The following is a 25,679-nucleotide window of genomic DNA, read 5'->3' as shown; positions in this document are numbered from 1 at the left end:
CATCCAGTGAGGTTCAGGGTTGCGGGTAGCGAGCGCGGCGCTCCAGATCGTCGAGGTCGATGTGGTTGCGCATGTATTGCTGGCTGGCATCGACGAAGGGCTGGTGATCCCAGCTGGTCCGTGCGCCTTGCGTCAGGGCCGCCGCGACGAAGCGGCGGCGCCGCTGGCTGGCCAGTACCTCCTCGTGCAGGCGCGCGAGATCCCAGCGCTGGTGGACTTCGGCTTGGAAGCTGGCGAGCAGCTCGGCGTAATCGGTACTGCCAGCCAGGTTCTCCTGCTCGAGCGGATCGTTCTGCAGGTCGAACAGCAGCGGCGGGTCCAGTTCGCAGTGGATGTACTTGTAAGCACCGCGGCGGATCATCAGCAGCGGACTGACGGTGCCCTCGGCCAGGTATTCGCCAATGACCTCGTCGTGCCCGCCGCGTCCTTCCAGGTGCGGCAGCAGCGAGCGCCCGTCCAGGGGCAGGTCCTCGGGCAGACTGCCGCCGGCCAGCTCGACGAAGGTCGGCAGCAGGTCCATCGTCGATACCGAGGCCGACACCCGCGCCGGGGCGAAGCGTGCCGGGGCATGGATCAGCAGGGGCACCCGGGCGGCCATCTCGAACCAGTGCATCTTGTACCAGAGCCCACGCTCGCCGAGCATGTCGCCATGGTCGCCGGAGAAGACGATCACGGTATCCTCGGCCAGGCCGCACTCCTCCAGGGTCTTGAGCAAATGGCCGACCTGGGCGTCGACATAGCTGCAGGCACCATAGTAGGCCTGGCGGGCATCGCGGATCTTGGCCGTGGGCAGGGGCTTGTCCCAGAGGTCGATCACCTTGAGCAGCCGCTGGCTGTGGGGGTCCTGCTCGGCCTGGGGGATGGCGTCGTCGGGCAGGGGAATGTCAACCCCGGCATACAGATCCCAGAATTCCCGCGGGATGGTGTAGGGATCATGGGGGTGGGTCAGGGACACGGTCAGGCAGAACGGCTGGTCGTCACCGCGCCGCACGTGATCGTAGAGGTACTGGCGCGCCTTGAAGACCACCTCCTCGTCGAAATCCAGCTGGTTGGTGCGCACGCAGGGCCCGGCCTGCAGCACCGAGGACATGTTGTGGTACCAGCTCGGGCGCACGTTCGGCTCGTCCCAGTTCACCGCCCAGCCGTAGTCGGCCGGATAGATGTCGCTGGTCAGGCGCTCCTCGTAGCCGTGCAGCTGATCCGGGCCGCAGAAGTGCATCTTGCCCGATAGCGCGGTGCGATAGCCGAGGCGGCGCAGGTGATGGGCATAGGTGGGAATGTCGGCAGCGAAATCGGCGGCGTTGTCGTAGGCGCCGATCTTCGACGGCAGCTGGCCGCTCACCAGGGTGAAGCGCGAGGGGGCGCACAGCGGGCTGTTGCAATAGGCGGAATCGAACACCACGGCGCGCTCGGCCAGGCGTTGCAGATGGGGCAGCTTGATCGGCGAGTCGGCGTCGTACAGCGGCAGGATAGGCGCTGCCATCTGGTCGGCCATGAGAAAGAGGATGTTCGTCGGCTTGGACAAGAGCGCCTCCGCTAGGATCAAGGTTGCTTATGGACGACTCATCATCCGACGCTGGAAAATCTGCGTGAAGGCCATCGCGGACAATGTTTCGGATAAGCTGGGCTTATGTCTAATCGTTATGGAAACACCCTGTTGGACGCCACCCCCGCCGACCGCCCTGCCCTGGCACTGGACAGCTTGCGTACCTTCGAGGTGGTGGCGCGCCGCCTGAGCTTTACCGCGGCAGCGAACGAACTGGGTACTACCCAGCCAGCCATCAGCCAACAGATCAAGCGTCTGGAAGCCCAGTTGCAGGTACGGCTGTTTGATCGGGTCCATCGCGGCATCCTGCTCACCGAAGCCGGACGGCTGTTGCAGGAATACGTCGAGGCCGGACTCGCCACCCTGGACGAAGGGGTACGCCTGGTCACTGCCCGGCCGGCCCATGAAGTCCTGCAGGTGGCCACCGACTTCGCCTTCGCTGCCTATTGGCTGTTGCCGCGCCTGCCGCGCTTCCATGCCCGTCATCCCGAAGTGGACGTCAGCCTGGTTACCGGCGATCGGGTACCCCTGCCCGGCCCGGAGATCGACATCACCCTGGGCTTTGGTGACGGCCGCTTCAAGCATGGCGAAGCCTGGCCGCTGTTTCGCGAAGAGGTCTTTCCGGTGTGCAGCCCCCGCTTGCTCCAGGGTCGGCAGCCGCCGCTGCCCGCTACGGAACTGGGGCGCTGGCCGCTGCTGCACCTCAAGGCGGCGTCCAACAGCCGCTGGTACGACTGGAAGAGCCTGTTGCCGGCGCTGGACCTGGCGCCCCTACCCGCAGCGCCGTCCGGCGCGGTGCTGAGTTTCGACAACTACACCCTGGTGATCCAGGCGGCCATCGCCGGCCAGGGCCTGGCGATCGGCTGGCGGCACCTGGTGGACGACTTGCTGCAGCAGGAATTGCTCTGCCGTCCCTTCGCCGGTCTGGCCACGTCGCGCTACGGCTATTACGCCATCCTGCCCGAGCGCAAGCGGCGCCAGCGGCTGGTGCAGCGCTTTCTCGACTGGCTGCTGGAAGAGCTGGAAACGTCCCAGGATTCGCCAGCCGGAGCGACCTGAACGCCGCTCAGCGCTCGTAGACTTCCAGCGGCAGGTCGTCGGGGTCGGCGAAGAAGGTGAATCTCTTGCCAGTCAGCTCGTCGGTACGGATCGGCTCGGTGACCACGCCATGGCGCTGCAGATGGGCGACCGTGGCGTCCAGGTCGGCCACGGCGAAGGCCAGGTGACGCAGCCCCTGGGCCTCCGGGCGCGAGGGCCGGGGCGGCGCATCGGGAAAGGAGAACAGCTCCAGCTGGGCATGCTCCCCCACCGCCAGATCCAGCTTCCAGGAACGCCGGGCCTCACGATAGGTCTCGGCGATCACCGGCAGGCCGAGGATCTCGGTGTAGAAGTGCCGGGAGCGTTCGTAGTCGGCGCAGATCAGCGCCACATGGTGCAGACGGTCGAAGTGGGTCATAAGAAGCTGTTCACGATCTCGCGAGCTAGAGCCAAACAAGGCGCAACGACCAACGGGAGTAACAGCCAGAGGCTGGCCCGAAGGGTGAGCGCCAGCGAATCAAACGCCTGAGAAAGCGCAGTTTACGAGCGGTAAATGAGCATTTCGAAGGCGTTTTCAACGTAGGTTGGCCGACGCGCAGCAGATCGTGAACAGCTTCTCAGGGTACCGCTACGAATTTGAGGTCAGCCGGCGCCCCGACGTCCAGGCTCTGCAATTCCTCGCCGAGCCTGCCGCTGTCGGGATCGCGGGCGAAGACCTTGAGCTGATTGGATTTCTGGTTGGCCACCAGCAGGAAACGGCCAGACGGATCGATGGCGAATTCCCGCGGCGACAGCCCGTTGACCGGATGGCGCTCGACGAAGGTCAGGGTGCCATCGGGATTCACCGCGAACACCGCCAGCTGGTTGTCGGTACCGCGACTGGCGACATAGAGGAAGCGCCCGTCACCGGACAGGTGCAGGGCGCCGGCATCACGCTCGCCGGCGAATTCCTGGGGCGTCAGGCTGTAGCTCTGCAATTGGCGCAGCATGCCGTCCTGGTGGGCGAAGGCCATCACCTGGCCGACCAGTTCTAGGGTCAGGTAGGCATAGCGGCCATCGGCGCTGAACACCAGGTGGCGCGGCCCGCTGCCTTCCGGTACCGGCACGAAGGGGGTCTCGGCAGCCACCAGCGGCCGCTCCGGCTGCTGCGGGACATAGCGATAGACGAAGACCTTGTCGGCACCCAGGTCGGGGGCGAAGACAAAGCGCCCATCCGGGGTAGTGACCGCCGCGTGCACATGGCTGGACTGCTGGCGGGCATGCTGCTCGCTGGGCTGGTGGAATTCGATCTGCGCCACCGGACTGAGCACGCCGCCGTCCTGGATCGGCAGCACCGCCAGGGAGCCTTCCGGCAGGCTGGAGTAGTTGGCCACGAAGAGATACTTGCCATCGTTGCTCAGGCTGGAATGAGTCGGCTCGTCACCCAGGCTCTTCACCTGGCTGATCTGCTGCAAGCGGCCATTGCCCGGCTCGAAGCGATAGGAGGTGACCCGACCGATGGTGTCGCCGCTGGAGCCGCGGCCGTTCTCGTTGACCGTGAACAGGGTGCGGCCATCCCGCGACAGGGTAATGAAGGACGGATTGGACGCCTTGACGATGCGCAGCGGGCCGTCGATCTGGCCGTTGCGGCTGTTGAAGCGATAAACGTACAGCCCCTGGCTACTGCCGCCGGTGTAGCTGCCGACCAGCAGATTGAACAAGCCTGGTTCGGCGCGAGCGAACGTCCCTTGCCCCATGAGCAAGGCGAACAGGGCCAGCGGCAGCAGACGGGGCAGGGTTCTCATGGGAAATCCTTGACGAGCGATTGGCGTTGAGACCGATTGGAAGAGGGTCCGGTTTCGTGCCCAGCCAGGCGGCTGGCCGGATAGCGCGGGCGCCATTCTACTGAAATCTACGCTGGCACTGTGCCAGGGAGGTTTCCAGCGATGTCCAGGGCGGCCCTGCTAAGCCGCCCGGCTCGGCTCTGGCCCGCACTGGTGCCTGGGCCAGAGCCGGTCACGACCGACCTAGCCGCTCCTCACCTTGCCAAGGAGAGGAGCGAAAGATCGACGAAGCGCTAGTCCAGCACGCCCTGCAGGATGGCGTAGACCAGGCCGGTGCCGACGGCGATCAGCACCACGTCAGTACCCAACTGCCGCCACTGGTAGCCCGGATAGTCCGGCAGCTGCTTGACGATGCCGGGCGGGAGCGGCCGTCCATAACCGGATGGCAGCGGCCGACCACGCTCCAGCCGCAGGCCCGGCGGCAACTCGCCGCCCGGGCCGATCTGGCCGCGCAAGGCCCGGATGCGTTCCCGGGCCGGACCCAGGTCGCCTGGCCCCCTGGCCGCGGGCCCGCCCTCGGCATGCCCAGGCGGACCTTGCTCAGGACCATGGTCCTTGCCGTGCCCCTGGTCCGGCTCCTGCCAGGCCGGACCGCGCGGGCCATGATCATCGGGTCCACCGGGTCCGCCGCCAGGTGGCGCGGCCAGGGCCAGATTGCTGAACAGACAGAGCGTCGCGATGGACAGGGCGGTACGCATGGAGCCTCCTCGAACGATGAACGAACGCCTTGCAGCTTTGGATCGCGGTTCAGTGACAAAGACTCCCGAGTCATTTCCAGACCTCTGACCCTGTGGATAAATCCGGGACAAAAGCGGTATAACTCTTTGGAATATATCCTGACCCGTCTAACGTATCGTTAAAAACCGTTATTTATCAATGCATTAAAAAGATGATCGGCTGGCTAACGAATTGAGTTTTTGTGGATAACCTTTTGGACCCCAGCCTTTTCGAGTCGGTTTTCTGCGACCCATCCTGCTTTTTCTGGACGGCTTGCCGAGGTTCTGACAAAAAAAAACCACGCCGAGTCAGGGACCGGGCGCGGTCTTCACAGGCTGGCGTGCCGCTAGTCCGGCTTCTTCAGCTTGGGATTGGGAAAGAATTGCACGGCCTGCACCTTGGGATCGGGCTTCTTGGGCTTGAGCGCGCTAATATTGACCCGCGTCGGCAATTCCTTGGGAACGGAATTGCCGCGCTCGTCCAGGGTATCGCTGTAGCCGCAGGACAGGCACTCACGATGGGGCGTACCGTCCTGGGTCCACATCTTCAGGGTGTCCTGCGCCTGGCACGCCGGGCACACGGCCCCGGCGATGAACCTCTTGCGGATCGGCTCGCTCACGCCGCCTCCTCGCTCAGCCCGGAATGGCGGAGCAGGGCGTCGATGCTGGGCTCGCGACCGCGGAAGTCGACGAACAGCACCATGGGCGCCTGGGAACCGCCACGGGCCAGGATGGCTTCGCGGAAGGCTCGCCCGGTCTCCGGGTTGAACACGCCTTCTTCCTCGAACTTGGCGAAGGCATCGGCGGACAGCACCTCAGCCCACTTGTAGCTGTAGTAACCCGCCGCATAACCGCCGGCGAAGATGTGCGCGAAACTGTTGGGGAAGCGGTTGTAGGCTGGCGGACGCACCACCGAGATCTCGTCGCGGATGCCTTCCAGCACCTCGCGTACGCTGCGACCGTCGCCATGGGTGGCGTGCAGCTCGAAGTCGAACAGCGAGAATTCCAGCTGGCGCAGCATCATCAGGCCGGACTGGAAGTTCTTCGCCGCCAGCATCTTGTCCAGCAGTTCCTGGGGCAGTGGCTCGCCGGTCTCGTAGTGACCGGAGATCAGCGCCAGGCCCTCGGGCTCCCAGCACCAGTTCTCCATGAACTGACTGGGCAGCTCCACCGCATCCCAGGCCACGCCATTGATTCCGGAGACGCTGGCGTGCTCGACGCGGGTCAGCAGATGGTGCAGGCCGTGGCCGAATTCGTGGAAGAGGGTGGTCACCTCGTCATGGGTGAGCAGCGCCGGCTTGCCGGGGCTGGCCGGGGTGAAGTTGCACACCAGGTAGGCCACCGGATCGATCAGTTTGCCCTGGGCATCGCGGCGCTTGTCGCGGGCGCCGTCCATCCAGGCACCGCCACGCTTGTTGGCGCGGGCATAGAGATCGAAGTAGAAGCGGCCGATGGAGGTGCCGTTCTCCTTGATCTCGAACAGCCGCACGTCGGGGTGCCACTTCTCGAAGTCGCGCAGCTCGGCGATCTCGATGCCATAGAGTTTCTGCACCGTGGCGAAGAGGCCGGAGAGCACCTTGTCCACCGGGAACCAGGCGCGCACCTCTTCCTGGGATAGCGCATAGCGTTGCTGGCGCAGTTTCTCGGCGAAGTAGCCGGTGTCCCAGCTCTGCAGATCCTGTACGCCCTGTTCGGCGGCGAAGGCGCGCAGTTCCTCCAGGTCACGCTGGGCGAAGGGCTTGGAGCGCACGGCGAGGTCTCGCAGGAAACCCAGCACCTGGTCGCTGCTCTCGGCCATCTTGGTGGCCAGGGACAGCTCGGCATAGTTGGCGTAGCCCAGCAGCTGGGCCAGCTCCTGACGCAGGTCGAGCAGCTCTTCCATTACCGGGCCGTTGTCGAACTGGCCGGCATTGGGGCCCTGCTCGGAGGCGCGGGTGGCATAGGCGGCATAGACCTCTTCGCGCAGGGCGCGATCGTCGGCGTAGGTCATCACCGCGTAGTAGCTGGGGAATTCCAGGGTCACCAGCCAGCCGTCCAGCTCCTTGGCCTGGGCGGCGGCGGCCAGTTGCGCCTTGGCCGATTCCGGCAGGCCAGCCAGGGCCGCTTCGTCGGTGAGGTGCTTGGTCCAGGCTTGCGTCGCGTCGAGCAACTGGTTGGAGAACTTGCTGCCCAACTCGGACTTGCGCGCCTGGATGGCGGCGTAGCGCTGCTGCTCGGCCGGCGGCAGGTCGATGCCGGACAGCCGGAAGTCGCGCAGGGCGTGTTCCAGGGTGGTCTTCTGGCCGACGTCGAAGCCCTTGGCTTCCTCGCTCTCGGCCAAACGGCTGTAGGCCTGGAAGAGGTCCTTGTTCTGGCCGATCTCGGTGGAGTAGGCCGACAGCTTGGGCAGGCAGGCCTCGTAGGCGGCGCGCAGCTCGGGGCTGTTGCACACGGCATTGAGATGGCCGATGGGACTCCAGGCCTGGCCCAGGCGATCGTTCAGCTCGTCCATCGCCAGCACCAGGCCGGCCCAGGTGGGGTGCTCCTTCTGGGTCTCAAGCAGCTTGGCCAGGGCGGCGCGGTTCTCGGCGAGAACGGTGTCGATGGCCGGCTCGACATGCTCGGGCTTGATGGCGGAAAAGGGCGGCAGGTCGTAGGACTGAAGCAGCGGATTGCTGGCGCTCACGGCGTTCCCCTCGGGGCGATGGCTTTGACAGGTCTATATGGTGCCCATCCTAATAGGTCTCAAGACCCTTCCGACGAGAAAAGGTATCTATCGTGACCATAAGGACCTTCCAGGGTAAGACCCCGCAACTCGGCGAGCGCGCCTTCGTCGATGCCACCGCTGTGGTGCTCGGCGATGTCGAGCTCGGCGCAGACAGCTCAGTCTGGCCGCTGACGGTGATCCGCGGTGACATGCACCTCATCCGCATCGGCGCCCGTACCAGCATCCAGGACGGCAGCGTGCTGCACATCACCCACGCGGGGCCCTTCAATCCGGACGGCTATCCCTTGCTGATCGGCGACGACGTCACCGTCGGCCACCAGGTGACCCTGCATGGCTGCAGCATCGGCGACCGGGTGCTGGTGGGCATGGGCAGCATCGTCATGGACGGCGCGGTGGTGGAAGACGATGTAGTGATCGGCGCCGGCAGCCTGGTCCCGCCGGGCAAGCGGCTGGAAAGCGGCCACCTCTACGTCGGCCGCCCAGTCAAGCAGATCCGCCCGCTGGAGGATAAGGAGCGGGCCTTCTTCACCTACAGCGCCGGCAACTACGTGAAGCTCAAGGACCAGCATCTGGCCGAGGGGTATGGGGAGGAGGGGGCTTAGCGGTAGTCTTTTCGGCGCCCACATCAGTTGGGTTTCGCGGTGTTCAACCCAAGGCCATCCGTGGAGCATCCGATCGCGGCCATGACGGTCCGCCGATGCGGCCACTCCCGATGAGCTTTGGCGTTTTGCTGATCGCGGCCATGGGCCGCTCCTACAGATTAGCTCGTAGCCGTAGGAGCGGCCCATGGCCGCGATTAGAGCCCCATCGGCAAACGCCACGACAGCGAATGGCCCTGCGTTGGACTGAGATATTTCCACCATCGAAGCCCAACACGCCCAGAGCCGCTAACCCCGCAGCGGACAAGACTCCCCGATCCGCGCATGAAGCGTCTGACGCAGGACCCGCAATTCCTCGATACGCGCCTCAATCACCGCCACCTTGTCGCGCAGCAATCCTTTCAGGTAGGCATCGGGATCGGCGGCGCGCTCGACCTCTGCGAGATTGGCAGCGATCTCCTGCAGGCTGAAGCCCAGCCGCTGGGCGGTACGCAGGTAGCCCAGCCACTCCACGGCCTCGGGCGGATAGTCGCGATAGCCATTGGCTCGACGGTGGGCCGTGAGCAGTCCCTGCCGCTCGTAGAATCTCAGGGTGTCGCGACTCAGGCCGGTGGCCTGGGCGAGGGTACCGATACGCATCCGTTCTCCTTGACCCTGGACCTTACTCCAGGGTCGACACTGGCCTTCCTCTCGTTCAAGGAAGTCCGTCCATGTGGAATCGCTCTGTCTATCTGCGGCTGGTCCGCGCCAGCGCCCTCTATGATCTGCTGGTCACCGCACCCTTCGCCACCCCCTGGAGTCTTGCCTGGCTGCTGAGGCAACTCGACGCCCTGGGCCAGTGGCTGGGCTTCGCCGCGCTGCCGGTGTTCCCTCCGGAAGCCCTGCTGCTGGGCAATCTGCTCGGCTCCCTGGTGTGCGTCTGGTCCGTGCTGCGCCTGGTCAGGCCGTCGCTGCTGTTGGGACGCTACGATGCCGTGGCCAGAGGCCTGTTCGCCCTCTGGCAGGCCTGGGCCCTGTACCAGGGCGCCAGCCCCTTGCTGGCGGGGTTCCTGGTCTTCGAAATCGGCTTCGGTATAGCCCAGGCGTGGCCGGTGTCACCCGCCGCGCGAAGAAGCCCGCCGCTGCACCCATGCTGACTCCTGGGTGTTGGGCTTCGGTGATAAGGCGGCCTTAGCCCAATCTACCAGGCTGATCGCAGCCATGGGCTGCTCCTACAGGCCCTATCCATACCCGTAGGAGCGGCCCATGGCCGCGATTGAAGTCCCTAGCAGCGGCTGCAGCGGCGGCCCACCAGGGCCGCAAACGCCCGTAGGTTGCGCTGAGCGCAGCGAAGTCCAACAGCGTCGCGGGCCTATCCCAACTGCCGCCTTAACTCCGCCAGCACCGGCGCCCCGTCCGGCCGCACCCCGCGCCAGAGTTCGAAGGCCTCGGCGGCCTGCTCCACCAGCATGCCCAGGCCGTCCAGGCTGTGGAAGGCGCCTTCGTCCAGGGCCCAGCGGTTGAAGGGAGTGAGGTCCTTGCCGTACATCATGTCGTAGGTCACCGTCTGCGGACCGATCACCGCTTCGGAGATCGGCGGACGCCCCCCGCCGAGGCTGGCCGAGGTGCCGTTGATGATGACGTCGAAGGGCTCTCTCAGGGTAGAGAAGGCGGCCACCTCGATGACGCCCAGCTCGACGAATTCCCGCGCCAGCTGTACCGCCTTGAGCTCGGTGCGGTTGGCCAGCACCAGTTGCCCCGGCTTGCAGGCCAGCAGCGGCTCCAGCACCCCGCGCACGGCACCACCGGCGCCCAGCACCAGGACCCGCCGGCCCTCCAGTTGCAGACCGGCATTGACGGTGAGATCGCGCACCAGGCCGGCGCCGTCGGTGTTGTCGCCCAACAGGCGGCCATCCGCCTGACGTTTCAGGGTGTTCACCGCCCCGGCGCGGCGTGCACGAGGAGTGAGTTCGTCGCACAGCCGATAGGCCTCTTCCTTGAAAGGCACCGTGACGTTGGCACCCAGGCCGCTCTGGAAGAAGCTGCGGGCGCTCTCGGCGAAGCCGTCCAGCGGCGCCAGCAGCGGACCGTAGTGCAGCCGCTGACCGGTCTGGTCGGCGAACAGGCTGTGGATCAGCGGCGACTTGCTGTGGGCGATGGGGTTGCCGAAGACGGCGTAGCGATCCATGGAGACTATCCTGCGGGCGTGGGTTCGAGGGCGAGCCAGTCGCGGTCGGTGAGGAAGAAATCGGTCAGCCGCGCCTCGGGCGAACCGGGCGCGGGCTTCCAGTCGTAGCCCCAGCGCACCTCGGGCGGCAGCGACATGAGGATGGACTCGGTACGCCCGCCGGATTGCAGGCCGAACAGGGTGCCACGGTCATAGACCAGGTTGAACTCCACGTAGCGCCCGCGACGATAGGCCTGGAACTCCCGCTCGGCCTGACCATAGGGCTGGTCGCGACGGCGCCGGACGATGGGCAGGTAGGCCTCGACGAAGGCATCGCCGATGGCACGCTGGAAGGCGAAGCAGGTGGCGAAGTCCCAGTCGTTGAGGTCGTCGAAGAACAGGCCGCCGATACCGCGCGGCTCGCCGCGGTGCTTGAGGTGGAAATAGCGGTCGCACCAGGCCTTGTAGCGCGGATAGACGTCAGCGCCGAAGGGCGCGCAGGCGTCATGGCAGACCTGGTGCCAGTGCACGCAGTCGGCTTCGTCGCCGTAGTAGGGGGTTAGGTCCAGGCCGCCGCCGAACCACCAGACCGGCGCCTCGCCGGGCTTCTCGGCGAGAAAGAAGCGCACGTTGGCGTGGGCGGTGGGGATATGCGGATTGCGCGGATGCATGACCAGGGACACGCCCATGGCCTCGAAGCTGCGCCCGGCCAGTTCCGGCCGATGGGCGCTGGCGGAAGGGGGCAGGCTGTCGCCATGCACGTGGGAGAAGTTCACACCGCCCTTTTCCAGCAGGGCGCCCTCGGCGATCACTCGGGTGCGGCCACCACCGCCGGTCGGCCGGGTCCAGGCGTCTTCGACGAAACGCGCGGCGCCATCCTCGGCTTCCAGTGCGGCGCAGATGCGCTCCTGCAGGTCGAGCAGATAGGCCTTGACGGCCTCCAGGGACGGATTCATCGCAAGCATTTTCCACAACGGCGGGGAGGGCAGAGCATAACACCCGTATCCGACCGGTTGACGCGGCGCGCGGTTGCGGCTTGGATGAAGGACCACGCCAACCAGGAAAACGACAACATGGCCCAGCGCATCCAGTTCAGCCGCACCGGTGGTCCCGAAGTACTCGAACTCGTGGATTTCGAACCCGCCGCGCCCGGTCCCGACGAGGTGCGGGTGCGTAACCACGCCATCGGCCTCAACTTTATCGAGACCTACTACCGCAGCGGCCTCTATCCGCCGCCGTCCTTGCCATCGGGGCTGGGTACCGAGGGGGCCGGAGTGGTGGAAGCGGTGGGCAGCGCCGTCAGCCGGTTCAAGGCCGGCGACCGGGTGGCCTACGCTACCGGTCCGCTGGGCGCCTATGGCGAGGTCCATGTGCTGCCCGAGCGCCATCTGGTGCACCTGCCGGAGGCGGTCTCCTTCGAGCAGGGTGCTGCGGTGATGCTCAAGGGCCTGACCGTACAGTACCTGTTGCGCCAGACCTATCCACTGCAGGCCGGCGACACCGTGCTGTTCCACGCCGCGGCCGGCGGCGTCGGCTCCCTGGCCTGCCAGTGGGCCAAGGCCCTGGGCGTGCGCCTGATCGGCACCGCCGGCTCGCCGGAGAAGCTGGAGAAGGCTAAGGCCCTGGGTGCCTGGGCGGTGATCGACTATCGGAAGGAAGACGTGCCGGCGCGGGTCCGCGAGCTGACCGATGGGGCCAAGGTGCCGGTGGTCTACGACGGCGTCGGCAAGGACACCTGGGAGATGTCCCTGGACTGCCTGGCGCCGCGCGGCCTGCTGGTCAGCTTCGGCAATGCCTCCGGCGCGGTCACCGGGGTCAACCTGGGCATCCTGTCGCAGAAGGGTTCGCTCTACGTCACCCGGCCAACCCTGGGGACCTATGCCGCCTCGCCCGAGGCCCTGCAGGACATGGCCGACCAGTTGTTCGAGCTGATCACCGATGGCCGTATCCAGGTGGACATCGGCCGTCGCTACCCGCTGGCCGAGGTGCAGGAGGCGCACCGGGCGCTGTCGGGGCGGGAGACCAGCGGCTCGACCATCCTGTTGCCCTGACCCTTCGGTCGGCCGTCATCGGCACGCCTATTCCGGGCAAATCGTGACGGCCATTAAGTTTCCGCGAGCAAAGCGGCACGTCGGGGGTAAACATCGGTCTATCTCGGACAGTCGAGTCGCTTCGAACTCGACGCCTTGCCACGCCTCGGCCGGATCGCTGCTCTTGCCATGCCTATTTCCAGCCCCCTCGCCAGCCTGCTCGATACCGCCACGGACACGGCGCTGATCACCCTGACCGCCGAGGGTCGGATCGCCCAGTGGTGTCCGGAGGTTGCCCGGCTGCTCGGCTGGACGGTCGAGGACAAGCTCGGTGAGGCCATCGTCGGCCTACTGGTGCCGGAGCCACCCGCCGACCAGTGGCTGGCGCTGCTGGAGCGCTGTCAGGCCCAGGGCCTGCGTCATCGCGACGGCCAACTGGTCCGCCTCGACCTGCACCTGGTGCCCCTGCGGCGGGCGAGCGTGACCGTGGGCTGGCTGCTGCACGTCTGGCAGGCACCGCCGAGTCGGGGCCGCTTCGCCACCTGGCGCGGCGCCGAACGGGATCTGCCGCAGCGCCTGCAGGCCTTGGGCGAGTGGTCACGCCGACTCAGCGGCACCCCGGACCTGGCCGCCCTGCGCCTCTGCGCCACCCAGGCGCTGCGCGAGTTGGCCAACGATCCCCAGGCCCGCCTTTTACTGGCCGCCGAAGCCAATGAGGCGCCACCCGGTGAGCTGCGGCTCGCCCTCGGCTCGACGGCGCAACCGCTAGGCTACCTGCACTTGAGCAGCGCCACGATGGACGCCGACACCCGTTTGCTGCTCGACCAACTGGCCCTGCTGCTCGCCGCCCTGCTCGAACGCCAGCGCCAGCAGGAGCAGGTCCGCCAGCTCGAGCAACGCCTGTCGCTGGAACAGGGCCTGCTGGCCAGCGTGCTGCAACAGGCACCCCTGGGTATCTCCATCACCGAGGCGGGCAGCGAAAAGGCGGTGATGCTCAACGACCGCGTCAGCGTGCTGCTCGGCAAATGTCCGGAAGGGGAGACGCTGGACGAGCGCTACCAGGCGGTGGGAGCCCTGCACGGCAACGGCCAGCCCTATGCGGTAGACGACTACCCCACCGTGCGCGTCCTGCGCAGTGGCCAAGCCGTGCCGCCCGAGTTGATGCGCTATCGCCGCCCGGACGGCAGCATCCGCCTGCTGGAGGTGTCCAGCGCGCCTGTACGTTCGGCCAGCGGCGAGGTGATCGCCTCGGTCACCCTGTTCGACGACGTCCAACAGCGGGTCGACGCGGAAAACGCCCTGCGCGAGCACAGCGCGCGCCTGGCCAGCTTGATCAACCAGGCGGCCGTGGGTATCTGCCAGACCGACGCCCACGGCCGGCTGCTGCTGGCCAACCGGCGCTATTGCGAGTTGCTCGGGCGCAACGAGGTCGGGGTGCTGGAGCAGACCCTGCAGGCCCAGACTCATCCGGACGACCGTGCCGCCCTCGAACACAGCCTCGACGTACTGCGTCAATGCGGTGAGAGCTTCAAGCTGGACCAACGCTTCGAGCGCCCGGATGGTTCGGTGGTGTGGGTCAGCCTGCACGGCTCGCCCCTGCAATCGGAGGTCGGCCAGCCGCTGTCGGTGAGCCTGGTGGTGGTCGACCTCACCCAGCGCAAGCAGGCCGAGGCGGCGCTCCACCTGTCCAACCAGCGCTTCCGCAACGCCGTGGAAGCGGTACAGGGCGTGGTCTGGACCACCAATGCCAATGGCCACCTGCTGGGTGAGCAACCCGCCTGGAGCACCCTGACCGGGCAGAGCTACGCCCAGTACCAGCAGGAAGGCTGGATCGACGCCGTGCATCCCGACGACGCCCCGCGCACCCTGCGGCGCTGGCGCCTGGCCGTGCAGCAGCAGCTGGATTTCCACGACGAACACCGGCTGCGCTGCCGCGACGACCAGTGGCGCACCTTCAGTGTCCGCGCCCTGCCGGTGCGCGAGGGCGGGGTGGTGCGCGAATGGGTGGGCGTCCATACCGACGTCAGCGAGATCCGCATGGCCGAGCACCGCCTGCGCCGGCTGGCCGAGTTGCTGGAACAGCGGGTCCACGAGCGCACCGTGGAACGCGACCGCATGTGGCGGGTGGCCGACGACCTGCTCGGGGTGATCCAGGGCCAGCGCTGGTTGAGTCGCAACCCGGCCTGGGGTCGTGCCCTGGGCTGGGACGACGAGGAGCTGCGTCATCAGCCGCCCACGGCGCTGGAGCATCCCGAGGATGAGCCGGTATTCCCCCGGCTGGCGGCCTTGCGCCAGGGCGAGGTGCTCAGCGACCTGCCCGGTCGCCTGCGTACCCGTGACGGTCACTGGCGGCACATGGTGTGGAAGGCCACTGCCGATCACGACGGCCGCATCTACGTCTTCGGCCGCGACATCACCACCGAGCACGAGGCTTCCCTGGCCCTGCAGAACGCTGAGGCGGCGCTGCGTCAGGCGCAGAAGATGGAAGCCATCGGCCATCTCACCGGCGGTATCGCCCACGACTTCAACAACCTGCTCACCGGTATCAGCGGCTCCCTGGAATTGCTCCGGCGGCGCCTGGACCAGGGCCGCCACGACAACCTGCAGCGCTACCTGGACACTGCCGAGCAGTCCGCCACCCGCGCCGCGGCCCTGACCCATCGGCTGCTGGCCTTCGCCCGCCGGCAGACCCTGGACCCGCGTCCGGTGGACGTCAACGCCCTGATCCTGTCCCTTGAAGAACTCTTCCAGCGCACCCTGGGCGAGCGCATCAGCCTGCGCAGCAGTCTCGCGCCCAACCTGCCGCCGGCCCGGACCGACACCAACCAGCTGGAGAACGCCCTGCTGAATCTGGTGATCAACGCCCGCGACGCCATGCCCGAAGGCGGTCGCCTGGCCCTGGAAACCGCCCTCGATCACCTCGACGAGCTGGCCGCCGAGCACGAGCTGCCCGCTGGCGACTACGTACGCCTGACCATCGCCGACACCGGCAGCGGCATGCCGGCGGAGGTGGTGGATCGCGCCTTCGATCCCTTCTTCACCACCAAGCCCATCGGCCAGGGCACCGGCCTGGGCCTGTCCATGCTCTATGGCTTCATCAAGCAGTCGGGCGGTCACGTCAGCCTGGAGAGCGCACCCGGTGCCGGCACCCGCGTCAGTCTCTGGCTGCCCTGCGCCGAACCGGCCACCCAGGCACCGGCCAACGAACCCCAGGCGGCCATCGCCCAGAGTCGTGGCGAACGCCTGCTACTGGTGGAAGACGATGTCTCGGTGCGGCTGCTACTGCGGGAAATGCTCAGCGAGCTGGGCTATCGCGTGCGCACGGCGGCCACCGCCTCGGCGGCGCTGTCGCTGGTCGACGGTGACCTGCGCTATGACCTGCTGATCACCGATGTCGGGCTGCCCGATCTGGATGGCGGCGAACTGGCGGCCCGGCTACGCGAGCGCTGGCCCAGACTGCCAGTGCTGTTCGTCAGCGGTCACGCCGAGCGCCCGACCCCGAACGGCGAACCGTCGCTCGCCAAGCCATTCCAGATCGACGCCCTGGCGCGGCGGCTGCGCCAGCTGCTGGACTGACCTTAAGGCCGGAAGACCTTGCCCGTGACCAGGTCGCGGATGACGCTTGGATTCTTGCGCCCGCCCAGCTCACCGGTGAGGATGCCGTCCAGGGTACCCGGAAAGTACTGCTGGACGCGCAGCCGCGAGCGCGCCGCCGGCCGCCCGGCCGGGTTGGCCGAGGTAGAGATCAGCGGCCCGGTGAGGGCACAGAGTTCGCCTACCAACGGATGCTCGGAGACGCGCAGCGCCACCGTGGCGTGGGCCCCGGTGACCCAGCCGGGCAGGCGGTTGTGATGGGGCACCAGCCAGGTGTTCGGCCCCGGCCAGGTGCTGGCCAGCTTGGCCAGGGATTCCTCCGGCAGGTCATGGAGCAGAAAGTCGAATTGACGGATGTTGTCGGCGACCAGGATCAGTCCCTTCTCCAGCGGCCGTTGCTTGAGCATCAGCAGGCGATGGACCGCGGCCTGATCCCAGGGATCGCAGCCCAGGCCCCAGACGGCCTCGGTGGGATAGGCCAGCACGCCCCCCTCGCGTACGATCCGCGCCGCCTGCCGCACTCGCCAGCTGTTGTGCATCGCCTTGCCTCCGCCAAATCCCTGAAGTCTACCCGAGCGCGGCCGCGATGCCAGTCGTCCGCTCAGCTCAGGCGTGTCCAACTGCCGTGCAAGGCTGCCACCCGGCCTCCCAGCTCCAACTCGGTCAGGCGCACCAGCACCTCGGGCAGTGGCTGGCCGCAGAGCTGCGCCAGCTCCTCGCTGTTCAACGGACCGGCGGCGAGGTGGCGCAGCAGGGGATCGTCCTCCACCGGGACCGGTGCCGTGGTCGACGGCAGGGCTTGCCAGCCGCGCAGGGCGTCGAGGATATGCTCCACGCTCTCCACCAGCTGCGCACCCTCGCGGATCAGCTGATGACAGCCGCGCGCGCCCGGATGATGGATGGAGCCGGGCAGGGCGAACACCTCGCGCCCCTGTTCGGCGGCCAGCCGCGCGGTGATCAAGGAGCCGCTGGACGGGCTGGCCTCCACCACCAGGGTGCCCAGGCTGAGGCCGCTGATGATGCGATTGCGTCGGGGAAAGTTGGCCGCCTGGGGCGTGCAGTCCAGCGGCAATTCGGAGACCAGCGCCCCGCCACCGGCCAGCAGCCGTCGCGCCAGGCTCAGGTGTCGCCGCGGATAGAGGTGCTCCAGGCCGGTGCCCAACACGGCCACGGTGGAACCGCCGGCGTCCAGGGCACCCTGGTGCGCCGCGCCATCGATGCCCAGCGCCAGGCCGCTGGTCACGCAGAAGCCGGCAGCGGCCAGGCTGTGGGCGAAGCGGCGGGCGTTGTCCAGCCCCTGGGCACTGGCCTGGCGGCTGCCGACCAGGGCCAGTTGGGGCCGCTCCAGTGCGGCGAGACATCCCTCGACGAACAGCAGCGGCGGCGGATCGGCGATTTCGGCGAGCAAGGCCGGATAGGCCTCCGTGCCCAGGCAGAGCAGATGGCGGTCGGGCGCCTCGAGCCAGGCCAGGGCCCGGGCGGCGCGTTCACGGGTTTCGGCACTGCGCCGGGCGTCGGCGGCCACCGCCGGCAGGCGTAGGGCACGCCAGGCGGATGCCGGGGCGCTGAGAGCCGCGGCGGCGCTGCCGAAGGCGTCCAATAGGAGGCGCTGGCGCATGGCGCCGATTTCCGGCAGGGCATGCAGACGGAGCCGAGCTTCCTGCTCGGCGGGGGAGAGGCTGGCCATGGGATCGTCCTTGAAGGTCGGCGGTCGCCCTCCTGGCGACCGGGGTAGTGGCGTTAGGGGTTGCGCACCTTGTCCATCAGCTCCAGCTGGCGAGTGGCGGTCAGGATCAGGCCGTAGCTGATCTTGTCGTAGGTGCGGAACACCATGAGCAGACCGGCGCGTTCGTCGGGGATCTTCACCGATTCGCCGGTAATGCGGTCACGCACCGTCTCGCCGGTCTTGTACACCGCCAGCACGTTGCCCTCGGTGAGGCCATCGCGGGCACCCTTGTTGAGGGTCACCACGTCGAACTGGCCGACCTGGGTAACGCCACGGGGCACGTCGAGGATCAGTCCGGCGATGTCCCGCGCCGGGGCGCTGGGCATGAAGGTGGAATTCACCAGCCGCTCTTCGGTAGGGAAAAGTCGGTCGCCGAGGCGTACTTCCTGATTGGTACGCGTCAGCTTGAGGGTACTGATGTCACCCTCCTGGGCGACCAGGTCGGCGCTGCCGATGAAGTCGCCGTTGATGCCGAGGAAGGCGCCGGTCTTGGGATCGACGTAGGTCTTGCCCTGGCGGTAGATACCGAAGGCCGAGACCCCCGGCTGCAGCTTGCCGCGCACATAGATACGATCGCCAGCGCCACTCACCACGCGCTCGGCGTTGCCGGCCACCACATAGGGCGCCGTCTGGAACTGTTCCGCCGCATCGAAGGCGCGGTTCTGCAGCAGGAAGCTGTTGACCGCTTCCAGCGGAATGGTCGGGATGGCTTCGGCGATGGGCGTGCTGCGCACCGTGGGCGACAGCTTGACCGTGCCGCGCGAGGCGCCGCGGTTGAGCTGCAGGCGCGGCTGGCCATCGACGTAGCTCAGTACCAGGGTATCGCCGGGATAGATGAGATGGGGATTCTTGATCTGCGGATTGGCCTGCCAGATCTCGGGCCATTCCCAGGGTTTGCTCAGGAACTTGCCGGAGATGTCCCAGAGCGTATCGCCGCGTACCACCGTATAGCTTTGCGGATGATCCTGGCGCAGGGTGACAGCTGCATACGCCGACTGCAGGGCGCCCGCTGCAACCACCAGCAGGGCGAACAAAGATTTCCTCATGCGCCGAATCCCTTTACACTCTGAGCCTTGAAGAACCGTCTTCACGCAAACGTCGGGGAATCGCCCCTGTCGTGCCCTGATCGCCACCTTACGTCGGCACTGGGCAGCGCAGTCGCCAAAGCCCCGTCGACCGACGTCATCCGCCCTCCGGGTCCAGCCCGAGCCCGGCGGATGCAACGCTGCCGCATCTTAGCAGCGCCCCTTGACTGTATTCCACAAGTGCCCTCAACGCCATGGCGATCCTAGACATCCTCGAATTTCCCGATCCCCGCCTGCGCACCGTCGCCAAGCCCATCGACACGGTCGACGACGCCCTGCGCCAGACCATCGACGACATGTTCGAGACCATGTACGAAGCGCCCGGCATCGGTCTGGCCGCCACCCAGGTCAACGTCCATCGCCGCCTGGTGGTGATCGACGTCAGCGAAGACAAGAGCGAGCCGCTGGTCTTCATCAATCCCGAGGCCGAGCCGCTCACCCAGGAACTGGGCGAGTACCAGGAAGGCTGCCTGTCGATTCCCGGTTTCTACGAGAAGGTCTGCCGCCCCGAGCGCGTCCGGGTGAAAGCCCTCGACCGTGACGGCAAACCCTTCGAGCTGGAGTGCGACGGCCTCCTGGCGGTGTGCATCCAGCACGAGATCGATCACCTCGACGGCAAGCTGTTCGTCGACTACCTGTCGCCGCTCAAGCGCGACCGCATCAAGAAGAAGCTCGAAAAGCAGCAGCGCCACAAGGCCTGATATCGTCCTGGCGGACGGCGCATCCGGCGTCCGCCGCTCGCCCTTTCCGCCAGGTCCGCCATGTCCAGATCCCTTCGCCTCGTCTTCGCCGGAACCCCGGAATTCGCCGCCGTGCACCTGCAGGCGCTGATCGACGCCGGCTATCCCATCGCCGCCGTCTACACCCAACCGGACCGCCCCGCCGGGCGCGGCCAGAAGCTGGCCATGAGTCCGGTCAAGCAGCTGGCGCTGGCCCACGGCATCCCCGTCGAGCAGCCGCTGACCCTGCGCGATCCCGCCGCCCAGGCCACCCTGGCGGCGCTGGAGCCCGACCTGCTGGTGGTGGTGGCCTACGGCCTGATCCTGCCCCAGGCGGTGCTGGACATCCCCCGCCTGGGCTGCATCAACAGCCATGCCTCGCTGCTGCCGCGCTGGCGCGGCGCGGCGCCCATCCAGCGCGCGCTGGAAGCCGGTGACGCCGAATCCGGGGTCACCGTGATGCGCATGGAAGCCGGCCTGGATACCGGGCCGATGTTGAGCAAGGTCGCCACGCCCCTGACCGCCGAAGACACCGGCGGCAGCCTGCACGATCGCCTGGCCGCCCTGGGCGCCGCCGCCGTAGTCGAGGCCCTGCCGGGGCTGGCCGCTGGCAGCCTGGCCGGCGAGGTGCAGGACGACAGCCTGGCCACCTATGCCCACAAGCTGAACAAGGACGAGGCCCGGCTGGACTGGGAACGTCCGGCCGCGGAACTGGAACGCCGCATCCGCGCCTTTGACCCCTGGCCGCTGTGCCACACCGCCCTGGCCGGTGAACCGCTCAAGGTTTGGTCCGCCGAACTGGCCGAAGGCCAGGGCATCCCCGGCATGGTGCTGGATGCCGACCGCCATGGCCTGCTGGTGGCCTGCGGCGAGGGCGCCCTGCGCCTGACCCGGCTGCAATTGCCCGGCGGCAAGCCGCTGGGCTTCGCCGACCTCTACAACGCCCGCCGCGAGCGCTTCGCCCCTGGCCAGGTGCTGGGTCTATGAATCCGCGCCTGGCGGCGACCCGCGCCCTGGCGGCGGTCCTCGCCGGCCGTGCCTCGCTGGGCAGCAGCCTGCCCGAGCAACTGGCCAAGGTGGAGCCGCGCGATCGCGCCCTGGCCCAGGACCTGGCCTTCGGCACCGCCCGCTGGCAACCGCGCCTGTCGCTGCTGGCAGAGAAGCTGCTGCAGAAGCCGTTCAAGGCAAGCGACCGTGACCTCGAAGCCCTGCTGCTGATCGGTCTCTACCAATTGTTCCACACCCGTATCCCGGCTCATGCCGCCATCGGCGAGACGGTGGGCTGCGTCGACAAACTGAAGAAATCCTCGGCCAAGGGTCTGCTCAATGCCGTGCTGCGTCGCGCCCAGCGCGAATACGACAGCCTGCTGCCGGCCCTGGAGCATGACCCCGCCGCGCGCCTGGCCCATCCGCGCTGGCTGCAGAAGGCGCTCAAGGCACGCTGGCCGGAGCAGTGGGAAGCCATCGCCACGGCCAACAACCTGCACCCGCCGCTGATCCTCCGGGTCAATCGTCGCCAGGGCAGTCGCGATGCCTATCTGGACGACCTGGCGGCGGCCGGCATCGAGGCCGTGCCCTGCGCCTTCAGCGCCGATGGCATCCGCCTGCTTGAGCCCCAGGATGTCACCGCCCTGCCGGGCTTCGCCACGGGGCGTCTCAGCGTGCAGGACGAAGCCGCCCAGTTGGCCGCCGAGCTCCTAGAGCTGGCGCCCGGCCAGCGGGTGCTGGATGCCTGCGCCGCGCCGGGGGGCAAGACCTGCCATCTGCTGGAACGCGAGCCGGGCCTGGCCGAGGTGGTGGCACTGGACGCCGACGCCGGCCGCCTGGAGCGGGTCCAGCAGAATCTCGCCCGGCTGGGGCTCAGCGCCCGTACCCTGGCCGCCGATGGCCGCGCCGTGGCCGACTGGTGGGACGGCATGCCCTTCCAGCGCATCCTGCTGGACGCCCCCTGCAGCGCCACCGGGGTGATCCGCCGTCATCCGGATATCAAGCTGACCCGCCAGGCCAGTGACATCGCGCCCCTGGTGCAGCTGCAGGCCGAATTGCTCGATGCCCTCTGGCCGACCCTGGAAGTGGGCGGCATCCTGGTCTACGCCACCTGTTCGGTGCTGCCCGACGAGAACAGCGACAACCTCGCCGCCTTCCTCGCCCGCACCCCGGGCGCCCGCGAACTGGACATTCCCGCCCCCTGGGGCCTGGCCCAGCCCCATGGCCGCCAGTTGCTGCCGCAGCCCGAAGGCCACGACGGCTTCTACTACTGCAAGCTGATCAAGATCGCTCGCTAGTCTCGGCGGTAGGCGGCTGATCTGCTTCCTGCTGCGGCAACTGCGTCGGCGTTTCCGGCTTGGGCAGTTCCAGCACCGGCGCCTCTTCGTCGAGGCGGCGCAGGGTACCCTCCACCACCGCGCCATTCTCCATGCTCAGCTGGCGGTAGGTGATGTTGCCCCGTACCCGGGCGTTGGAATGCAATTCGAGCAGGTGCTCGACCCGCAGATCGCCGACGATGGTGCCGTCGATCAGGGCGTCGTAGCTGCTCACGTTGCCCTCCACCACGCCGTTGGCGCTGATCGCCAGCAGGCTGGTGGTGCCGGCCTTGAAGCTGACGCTGCCGCGGATCCGGCCATCCACCTTCAGGCCCTCGCTGAATTCCAGATCACCCTGGATCGACAGGTTGTCGGCGATGAGGCTGGAAAAGCCATTCACCGCGGGGCGGGGGGCCGCCTTCTTTCTGTTGAACATCCGTGCTGCTCTCCGACTAGGGTTTCTGATTCTGGCGGCGGAAGAAGGCCAGTTCCGCACTCAGGCGCTCGATCTGCGCCAGCAAGGCGGCGTTGCGCTCGGTCAACTGGCGCTCGGTGGCCGTGCCCAGCTGCAGATCCAGCGCCTGTTGCGCCAGGCTATCGCTCAATCGCTGATTCTCGGCCTGTAACCGCTGCAGTTCGGCCTGGTGCACCAACTGGAGCCGGTAGCCGACGGCCAGCAGTAGCAGTGGCAGCAGCAAGAGCAGGCCAAGGCCCAGCCGCGCCAGCAGGCGCCGCCGCGGCCCCAGCTCCAGGCGCACCTCGCCGCGCAGCAGATCCCGGCTCGACGAACGACTAGTCGCGCGCCGGGCCATCGCTGTCACGCTCCAGCTGGCCCAGGGCGAGGAAGCGTTGGGGATCGACGAACTGCCCCTCGCGCAGGATCTCGAAATGCAGGTGCGGCCCCGTGGAACGCCCGGTGGAGCCGACGGCGCCGAGGAGCTGTCCGGGCGTGACCACCTGGCCTTCCTTGACGAAGGTGCGACTCAGGTGGGCGTAGCGGGTGACCAGGCCATTGCCATGATCGACCTCCACCCGATAACCATAGCCGCCCAAGGCGCCCGTAGCCTGGACCCGGCCGCCCGCAGCGGCCCGCACCTGGGTTCCGGTGGGCGCGGCGAAGTCGACGCCGGAGTGGAAGGCCAGGTGACCATTGAACGGATCGACGCGATTGCCGAACAGGGAGCCCAGGCGCGCCTGCACCACCGGCCGCTGCGAAGGAACCGCCATCAGCGCGGCATTGCGGCTGGCCACCCGGCTCAGCAGCAGATCCAGCTGCTGGCGCAGGCACAGCGCCACCTGCTCGCTGGTGCCCAGCATCCGCACCGGTAGGCCCTCACTAGCGGCGTTGGCATTGCATGAACGGGGAGGCAGCCAGGCGCCGCCTTGGGCGCGGTGGGCCTGGGGCTCCGCGAGCAGGGCGGGCAACAGCGAGGGATCAACGGCAGTCACCTGGTCGCGCAGGGCCTGGTTCTGTTCCAGCATGCGCTGCAGGGCCTGGGTGTCGGCCTCCAGGGATTGCAACCGGCCGACCAGTGTCCCCATCCGCTCCAGGGCCAGGGGCTCGCTGGTAGCACTGGCGGGTAGGGCGACCGGCGCAACCGCCGGGCCGTCCAGTGGCAGCCGTCCACCGAACCAGCAGCCCAGGGCGAAGGTCGCCAGACAGCTCGCTGCCAGCAGTAACAGCCGCGAACCCAGCGCACGCTGCGGATCGACGACGCAAGCGCCATCGCGTACGAGTTTGCGACTGGAGGAAGAAAAGAGTTTCATCGAGATCCTGCGGCCATCCTGAACGCCGAAAGATCGAATAGCTTAAGGTGAAAGCCATCACACATTGCCCGGAAATGGCCTATTCCGGACCAACTCGACCGTCCACCGGACATATGGCACCTGGACACCGGCTCGCCAGTCCGCCACAGCGCCAGGCAGAATGGCCGGCTCGAGGGCTCTTAATCAGCCTTCCTCATCTGCCTAATCGGAACCCGCCATGCTCGAATCCCTGGAGAAGATGCTCGCCCGCGGCCAGGACAACGCCCTGCTGAGATTCGGCCTGGGCAAGGGTTATCTGGATGCCGGAGAGCCTGCACGGGCGATCGAGCACCTAGCGCGTTGCGTCGAATTCGATCCGGCCTATTCAGCGGCCTGGAAGCTGCTGGGCAAGGCCCATGAGGGGAGTGGCGACCTGGTCAGCGCCGGGGCGGCCTGGACCCAGGGCCTGCAGGCGGCGCAGGCCAAGGGCGACAAGCAGGCGGAAAAGGAGATGACGGTGTTCCTCAAGCGCCTGGCGCGCCGCGCTCAGTCCTGATCGCGCAGGAATCTCAAGCCAGCGCCCTGACCATCGGTACGCATGACTTCCATGGTCACCTTGGGCGCCTCCATCGGCAGGTCGAGCACCTGGCCGATAACCCGGGTCCCCCGCGCCAGTCGGGTCAGCTCGGGATGCACCACATAGACGCCGCCGTCGGACAGGTCGCGCGTCTCGCCCACGATCTCGCCATCCGGATAGGCGATCCACAGCCGGCACTTGAGCGGGGTACGGGTATGCTGGCGTTGGTCGCGCGAATTCATCGCCTGACTCCCTGGCTAGGCGCTTCCTTGGGTCGTCGCAGCTTCCGGCAAAGCCCAGCGGCTGTCAGCCCCGCACCGACCGAACGGTCCCGACGGCCAGCCGAGCGATCAGTCGACCCGCCGCCAGCGACTCAGTACCACTTCTCCTCGCCATCCGGGCGATTCTTGAATCTCTTCATGCTCCACATGTACTGGGTGGGATAGCGGCGCACGTAGCCGGCCAGCACCTCGCTCATGGCGGCGACCGACACTTCCGGGTTCGGGTCGTACATGGCCTGGGGCGCCGCCTCCAGGATCACCTTGTAGCCACTACCGTCCTCCAGGCGTACCGCATGGAAGAACACCCCGCGCGCCTTGCCGCGCGCCAGCAGCGAAGGCACGAACTTGCTGGTCAGGGCCGTGGTGCCGAGAAAGGGCACGAAGAGGCCGGCGCTGCGGCTCGGCTCGGGATCGGCCGGAATACCCACGGCGCCACCGCGACGGACTTCCTTGATCACGCTGATGATGCCTTCCGGCGTGGACGGCGCCACCCGGTTGCCCAGCTGTACCCGCTGGCGCTTGAGCAACTCGTCCACCGCCTTCAGCTTGGGCGGCCGGTAGAAGATGATCGGCTTGGCATGGGAGCAATAGAAGTGGTTGAGCAATTCCCAGTTGCCCAGGTGGCTGGTGATGCCCACCACGCCATCGCCCGAGGTCAGGGCTTCCTGCAGCACGTCCATGCCTTCCACCTCGCGCACCAGGCGCAGGGAGCGCTGCGGCGACCAGATCCAGGCGCAGGCGCTCTCGGTCAAGGTCTTGCCGATGCCGCGCAGGCACTCGCGCGACAGCCGCTCGAGGCGTTCGGCATCGAGTTCGGGGAAGCAATGGGCGAGATTGATGCGGGTGACCTTGCTGGCGCGGGTCGGCAGCTTCCACATGCACCAGCCGATGAATCCGCCCAGACGCTGGACCAGCGGCCAGGGCAGCAGGGCGAAAAGGCGCAGGAAGGCGATCATCAGCGCGCCTTTGAATCTTTCCAAAAGAGGAGCTCCTGTCTGAATGCACGGACAGTTTACCGTCTACAAACCCTGGAAACGTTAAGA

General features: G+C 67.3%; 26 protein-coding genes. 9 read left to right on the top strand and 17 right to left on the bottom strand.

What is annotated here, in order from left to right; all coding sequences use genetic code 11:
- Window positions 1-13 precede the first annotated feature (13 nt).
- Window positions 14-1,525: a choline-sulfatase gene (gene betC, locus QZ471_RS16155; RefSeq protein ID WP_295465610.1), complete on the bottom strand. Its 1,512-nt coding sequence runs from the start codon at window positions 1,523-1,525 to the stop codon at window positions 14-16.
- A gap of 105 nt (window positions 1,526-1,630) precedes the next feature.
- Here betC and QZ471_RS16150 point away from each other — a divergent pair, with 105 nt between their 5' ends.
- Window positions 1,631-2,605: a LysR substrate-binding domain-containing protein gene (locus tag QZ471_RS16150; RefSeq protein ID WP_295465608.1), complete on the top strand. Its 975-nt coding sequence runs from the start codon at window positions 1,631-1,633 to the stop codon at window positions 2,603-2,605.
- A gap of 7 nt (window positions 2,606-2,612) precedes the next feature.
- On the opposite strand, the gene QZ471_RS16145 is transcribed toward QZ471_RS16150, so the two are convergent.
- The 5 genes from QZ471_RS16145 to prlC form a co-directional block, all read right to left on the bottom strand.
- Entirely contained in the window at window positions 2,613-3,002 is a 390-nt protein-coding gene (locus QZ471_RS16145; protein ID WP_295465606.1) for a VOC family protein, read from the bottom strand.
- A 199-nt stretch (window positions 3,003-3,201) separates the two neighbouring features.
- The gene (locus QZ471_RS16140) at window positions 3,202-4,368 is read right to left on the bottom strand and encodes a lactonase family protein (protein WP_295465604.1); all 1,167 of its coding nucleotides are present in this window, start codon (window positions 4,366-4,368) and stop codon (window positions 3,202-3,204) included.
- 272 nt (window positions 4,369-4,640) lie between these two features.
- Window positions 4,641-5,105 (bottom strand): anti-virulence regulator CigR family protein, encoded by a 465-nt coding sequence (locus tag QZ471_RS16135; RefSeq protein WP_295465602.1) that lies wholly within the window; start codon window positions 5,103-5,105, stop codon window positions 4,641-4,643.
- 365 nt (window positions 5,106-5,470) lie between these two features.
- Entirely contained in the window at window positions 5,471-5,743 is a 273-nt protein-coding gene (locus QZ471_RS16130) for a YheV family putative zinc ribbon protein (protein ID WP_295465600.1), read from the bottom strand.
- Window positions 5,740-7,788, bottom strand: a complete 2,049-nt coding sequence (gene prlC / locus QZ471_RS16125; protein WP_295465598.1) for an oligopeptidase A — start codon at window positions 7,786-7,788, stop codon at window positions 5,740-5,742. Before prlC ends, QZ471_RS16130 begins: the two co-directional genes overlap by 4 nt.
- A gap of 92 nt (window positions 7,789-7,880) precedes the next feature.
- On the opposite strand from prlC, the gene QZ471_RS16120 reads away from it, so the two are divergent.
- Entirely contained in the window at window positions 7,881-8,432 is a 552-nt protein-coding gene (locus tag QZ471_RS16120; protein ID WP_295465596.1) for a gamma carbonic anhydrase family protein, read from the top strand.
- 285 nt (window positions 8,433-8,717) lie between these two features.
- Here QZ471_RS16120 and QZ471_RS16115 read toward each other — a convergent pair whose 3' ends face one another.
- Window positions 8,718-9,068 carry a MerR family transcriptional regulator gene (locus QZ471_RS16115; protein ID WP_295465594.1) on the bottom strand — a complete coding sequence of 117 codons (351 nt, stop codon included), beginning with the start codon at window positions 9,066-9,068 and terminating at the stop codon, window positions 8,718-8,720.
- A 71-nt stretch (window positions 9,069-9,139) separates the two neighbouring features.
- Between QZ471_RS16115 and QZ471_RS16110 the strand changes: the two genes are divergently transcribed.
- Window positions 9,140-9,565, top strand: a complete 426-nt coding sequence (locus tag QZ471_RS16110) for a hypothetical protein (RefSeq protein WP_295465591.1) — start codon at window positions 9,140-9,142, stop codon at window positions 9,563-9,565.
- Window positions 9,566-9,780: 215 nt separating this feature from the next.
- Here the strand turns inward: QZ471_RS16110 and aroE are convergent, their stop codons facing one another.
- Window positions 9,781-10,596 (bottom strand): shikimate dehydrogenase, encoded by an 816-nt coding sequence (aroE, locus tag QZ471_RS16105; protein WP_295465589.1) that lies wholly within the window; start codon window positions 10,594-10,596, stop codon window positions 9,781-9,783.
- Between the two features lie 5 nt (window positions 10,597-10,601).
- Window positions 10,602-11,531 (bottom strand): oxygen-dependent coproporphyrinogen oxidase, encoded by a 930-nt coding sequence (gene hemF, locus QZ471_RS16100; protein WP_295465587.1) that lies wholly within the window; start codon window positions 11,529-11,531, stop codon window positions 10,602-10,604.
- A 117-nt stretch (window positions 11,532-11,648) separates the two neighbouring features.
- Here hemF and QZ471_RS16095 point away from each other — a divergent pair, with 117 nt between their 5' ends.
- Both QZ471_RS16095 and QZ471_RS16090 read left to right on the top strand, forming a co-directional pair.
- The gene (locus tag QZ471_RS16095) at window positions 11,649-12,626 is read left to right on the top strand and encodes an NADPH:quinone reductase (protein ID WP_295465958.1); all 978 of its coding nucleotides are present in this window, start codon (window positions 11,649-11,651) and stop codon (window positions 12,624-12,626) included.
- A 168-nt stretch (window positions 12,627-12,794) separates the two neighbouring features.
- Window positions 12,795-16,181, top strand: coding sequence for a PAS domain S-box protein (locus QZ471_RS16090; protein ID WP_295465585.1), 3,387 nt, complete (start codon window positions 12,795-12,797; stop codon window positions 16,179-16,181).
- Between the two features lie 2 nt (window positions 16,182-16,183).
- Here the strand turns inward: QZ471_RS16090 and QZ471_RS16085 are convergent, their stop codons facing one another.
- The 3 genes from QZ471_RS16085 to QZ471_RS16075 all read right to left on the bottom strand — a co-directional run bounded on the left by QZ471_RS16085 (window position 16,184) and on the right by QZ471_RS16075 (window position 18,971).
- Complete coding sequence (locus QZ471_RS16085; protein WP_295465583.1) at window positions 16,184-16,738, bottom strand: Sua5/YciO/YrdC/YwlC family protein; 555 nt, start codon at window positions 16,736-16,738, stop codon at window positions 16,184-16,186.
- Between the two features lie 62 nt (window positions 16,739-16,800).
- A complete protein-coding gene (gene dprA, locus QZ471_RS16080; protein ID WP_295465580.1) occupies window positions 16,801-17,886 on the bottom strand; it encodes a DNA-processing protein DprA in 1,086 nt (361 codons plus the stop codon).
- Window positions 17,887-17,939: 53 nt separating this feature from the next.
- Window positions 17,940-18,971 (bottom strand): LysM peptidoglycan-binding domain-containing protein, encoded by a 1,032-nt coding sequence (locus QZ471_RS16075; RefSeq protein ID WP_295465578.1) that lies wholly within the window; start codon window positions 18,969-18,971, stop codon window positions 17,940-17,942.
- Window positions 18,972-19,204: 233 nt separating this feature from the next.
- Between QZ471_RS16075 and def the strand changes: the two genes are divergently transcribed.
- From def to rsmB, 3 genes are read left to right on the top strand one after another with little or no spacing between them, the layout of a single operon-like run.
- Window positions 19,205-19,711 carry a peptide deformylase gene (def, locus tag QZ471_RS16070; protein WP_007160149.1) on the top strand — a complete coding sequence of 169 codons (507 nt, stop codon included), beginning with the start codon at window positions 19,205-19,207 and terminating at the stop codon, window positions 19,709-19,711.
- A gap of 60 nt (window positions 19,712-19,771) precedes the next feature.
- A complete protein-coding gene (fmt, locus tag QZ471_RS16065) occupies window positions 19,772-20,716 on the top strand; it encodes a methionyl-tRNA formyltransferase (RefSeq protein ID WP_295465575.1) in 945 nt (314 codons plus the stop codon).
- Window positions 20,713-22,014: a 16S rRNA (cytosine(967)-C(5))-methyltransferase RsmB gene (gene rsmB, locus QZ471_RS16060; RefSeq protein WP_295465573.1), complete on the top strand. Its 1,302-nt coding sequence runs from the start codon at window positions 20,713-20,715 to the stop codon at window positions 22,012-22,014. Before fmt ends, rsmB begins: the two co-directional genes overlap by 4 nt.
- Here the strand turns inward: rsmB and QZ471_RS16055 are convergent.
- Genes QZ471_RS16055 through QZ471_RS16045 form a run of 3 tightly spaced genes read right to left on the bottom strand, consistent with a single transcriptional unit; the run spans window position 21,998 to window position 23,799 of the window.
- Window positions 21,998-22,468, bottom strand: coding sequence for a polymer-forming cytoskeletal protein (locus tag QZ471_RS16055; protein ID WP_295465571.1), 471 nt, complete (start codon window positions 22,466-22,468; stop codon window positions 21,998-22,000). The two genes, rsmB and QZ471_RS16055, sit on opposite strands and share 17 nt — an antisense overlap.
- A gap of 16 nt (window positions 22,469-22,484) precedes the next feature.
- Complete coding sequence (locus QZ471_RS16050; RefSeq protein ID WP_295465569.1) at window positions 22,485-22,844, bottom strand: hypothetical protein; 360 nt, start codon at window positions 22,842-22,844, stop codon at window positions 22,485-22,487.
- Entirely contained in the window at window positions 22,825-23,799 is a 975-nt protein-coding gene (locus QZ471_RS16045; RefSeq protein WP_295465568.1) for a M23 family metallopeptidase, read from the bottom strand. The genes QZ471_RS16050 and QZ471_RS16045 overlap by 20 nt, the downstream gene beginning before the upstream one ends.
- 217 nt (window positions 23,800-24,016) lie before the next feature.
- Here QZ471_RS16045 and QZ471_RS16040 point away from each other — a divergent pair, with 217 nt between their 5' ends.
- Entirely contained in the window at window positions 24,017-24,334 is a 318-nt protein-coding gene (locus QZ471_RS16040) for a tetratricopeptide repeat protein (protein WP_295465566.1), read from the top strand.
- Here QZ471_RS16040 and QZ471_RS16035 read toward each other — a convergent pair.
- Together QZ471_RS16035 and QZ471_RS16030 are read right to left on the bottom strand one after the other, a co-directional pair.
- Window positions 24,325-24,597: a PilZ domain-containing protein gene (locus QZ471_RS16035; RefSeq protein ID WP_059228619.1), complete on the bottom strand. Its 273-nt coding sequence runs from the start codon at window positions 24,595-24,597 to the stop codon at window positions 24,325-24,327. The genes QZ471_RS16040 and QZ471_RS16035 overlap by 10 nt on opposite strands.
- 131 nt (window positions 24,598-24,728) lie before the next feature.
- Window positions 24,729-25,616 carry a lysophospholipid acyltransferase gene (locus QZ471_RS16030; RefSeq protein WP_295465564.1) on the bottom strand — a complete coding sequence of 296 codons (888 nt, stop codon included), beginning with the start codon at window positions 25,614-25,616 and terminating at the stop codon, window positions 24,729-24,731.
- Window positions 25,617-25,679 lie beyond the last annotated feature (63 nt).

It is taken from the genome of uncultured Pseudomonas sp., from assembly GCF_913774235.1.
Taxonomy (GTDB): Bacteria; Pseudomonadota; Gammaproteobacteria; order Pseudomonadales; family Pseudomonadaceae; genus Chryseomonas.
The sequence above is the reverse complement of the archived record's forward strand: the minus strand, read 5'-3'. Positions and strand labels throughout refer to the sequence as shown.

Excerpts from the sequence above, each read along its gene's own strand:
- QZ471_RS16095 (WP_295465958.1), top strand. The coding sequence starts at position 11,649 with ATGGCCCAGCGCATCCAGTTCAGCCGCACCGGTGGTCCCGAAGTACTC.
- hemF (WP_295465587.1), bottom strand. The coding sequence starts at position 11,531 with ATGAATCCGTCCCTGGAGGCCGTCAAGGCCTATCTGCTCGACCTGCAG.
- fmt (WP_295465575.1), top strand. The coding sequence starts at position 19,772 with ATGTCCAGATCCCTTCGCCTCGTCTTCGCCGGAACCCCGGAATTCGCC.
- QZ471_RS16075 (WP_295465578.1), bottom strand. The coding sequence starts at position 18,971 with ATGAGGAAATCTTTGTTCGCCCTGCTGGTGGTTGCAGCGGGCGCCCTG.
- QZ471_RS16145 (WP_295465606.1), bottom strand. The coding sequence starts at position 3,002 with ATGACCCACTTCGACCGTCTGCACCATGTGGCGCTGATCTGCGCCGAC.
- QZ471_RS16140 (WP_295465604.1), bottom strand. The coding sequence starts at position 4,368 with ATGAGAACCCTGCCCCGTCTGCTGCCGCTGGCCCTGTTCGCCTTGCTC.
- QZ471_RS16045 (WP_295465568.1), bottom strand. The coding sequence starts at position 23,799 with ATGAAACTCTTTTCTTCCTCCAGTCGCAAACTCGTACGCGATGGCGCT.
- QZ471_RS16040 (WP_295465566.1), top strand. The coding sequence starts at position 24,017 with ATGCTCGAATCCCTGGAGAAGATGCTCGCCCGCGGCCAGGACAACGCC.
- aroE (WP_295465589.1), bottom strand. The coding sequence starts at position 10,596 with ATGGATCGCTACGCCGTCTTCGGCAACCCCATCGCCCACAGCAAGTCG.
- QZ471_RS16035 (WP_059228619.1), bottom strand. The coding sequence starts at position 24,597 with ATGAATTCGCGCGACCAACGCCAGCATACCCGTACCCCGCTCAAGTGC.
- QZ471_RS16085 (WP_295465583.1), bottom strand. The coding sequence starts at position 16,738 with ATGCACAACAGCTGGCGAGTGCGGCAGGCGGCGCGGATCGTACGCGAG.
- dprA (WP_295465580.1), bottom strand. The coding sequence starts at position 17,886 with ATGGCCAGCCTCTCCCCCGCCGAGCAGGAAGCTCGGCTCCGTCTGCAT.
- rsmB (WP_295465573.1), top strand. The coding sequence starts at position 20,713 with ATGAATCCGCGCCTGGCGGCGACCCGCGCCCTGGCGGCGGTCCTCGCC.
- def (WP_007160149.1), top strand. The coding sequence starts at position 19,205 with ATGGCGATCCTAGACATCCTCGAATTTCCCGATCCCCGCCTGCGCACC.
- QZ471_RS16110 (WP_295465591.1), top strand. The coding sequence starts at position 9,140 with ATGTGGAATCGCTCTGTCTATCTGCGGCTGGTCCGCGCCAGCGCCCTC.
- QZ471_RS16150 (WP_295465608.1), top strand. The coding sequence starts at position 1,631 with ATGTCTAATCGTTATGGAAACACCCTGTTGGACGCCACCCCCGCCGAC.
- QZ471_RS16090 (WP_295465585.1), top strand. The coding sequence starts at position 12,795 with ATGCCTATTTCCAGCCCCCTCGCCAGCCTGCTCGATACCGCCACGGAC.
- QZ471_RS16115 (WP_295465594.1), bottom strand. The coding sequence starts at position 9,068 with ATGCGTATCGGTACCCTCGCCCAGGCCACCGGCCTGAGTCGCGACACC.
- QZ471_RS16055 (WP_295465571.1), bottom strand. The coding sequence starts at position 22,468 with ATGTTCAACAGAAAGAAGGCGGCCCCCCGCCCCGCGGTGAATGGCTTT.
- QZ471_RS16050 (WP_295465569.1), bottom strand. The coding sequence starts at position 22,844 with ATGGCCCGGCGCGCGACTAGTCGTTCGTCGAGCCGGGATCTGCTGCGC.
- QZ471_RS16135 (WP_295465602.1), bottom strand. The coding sequence starts at position 5,105 with ATGCGTACCGCCCTGTCCATCGCGACGCTCTGTCTGTTCAGCAATCTG.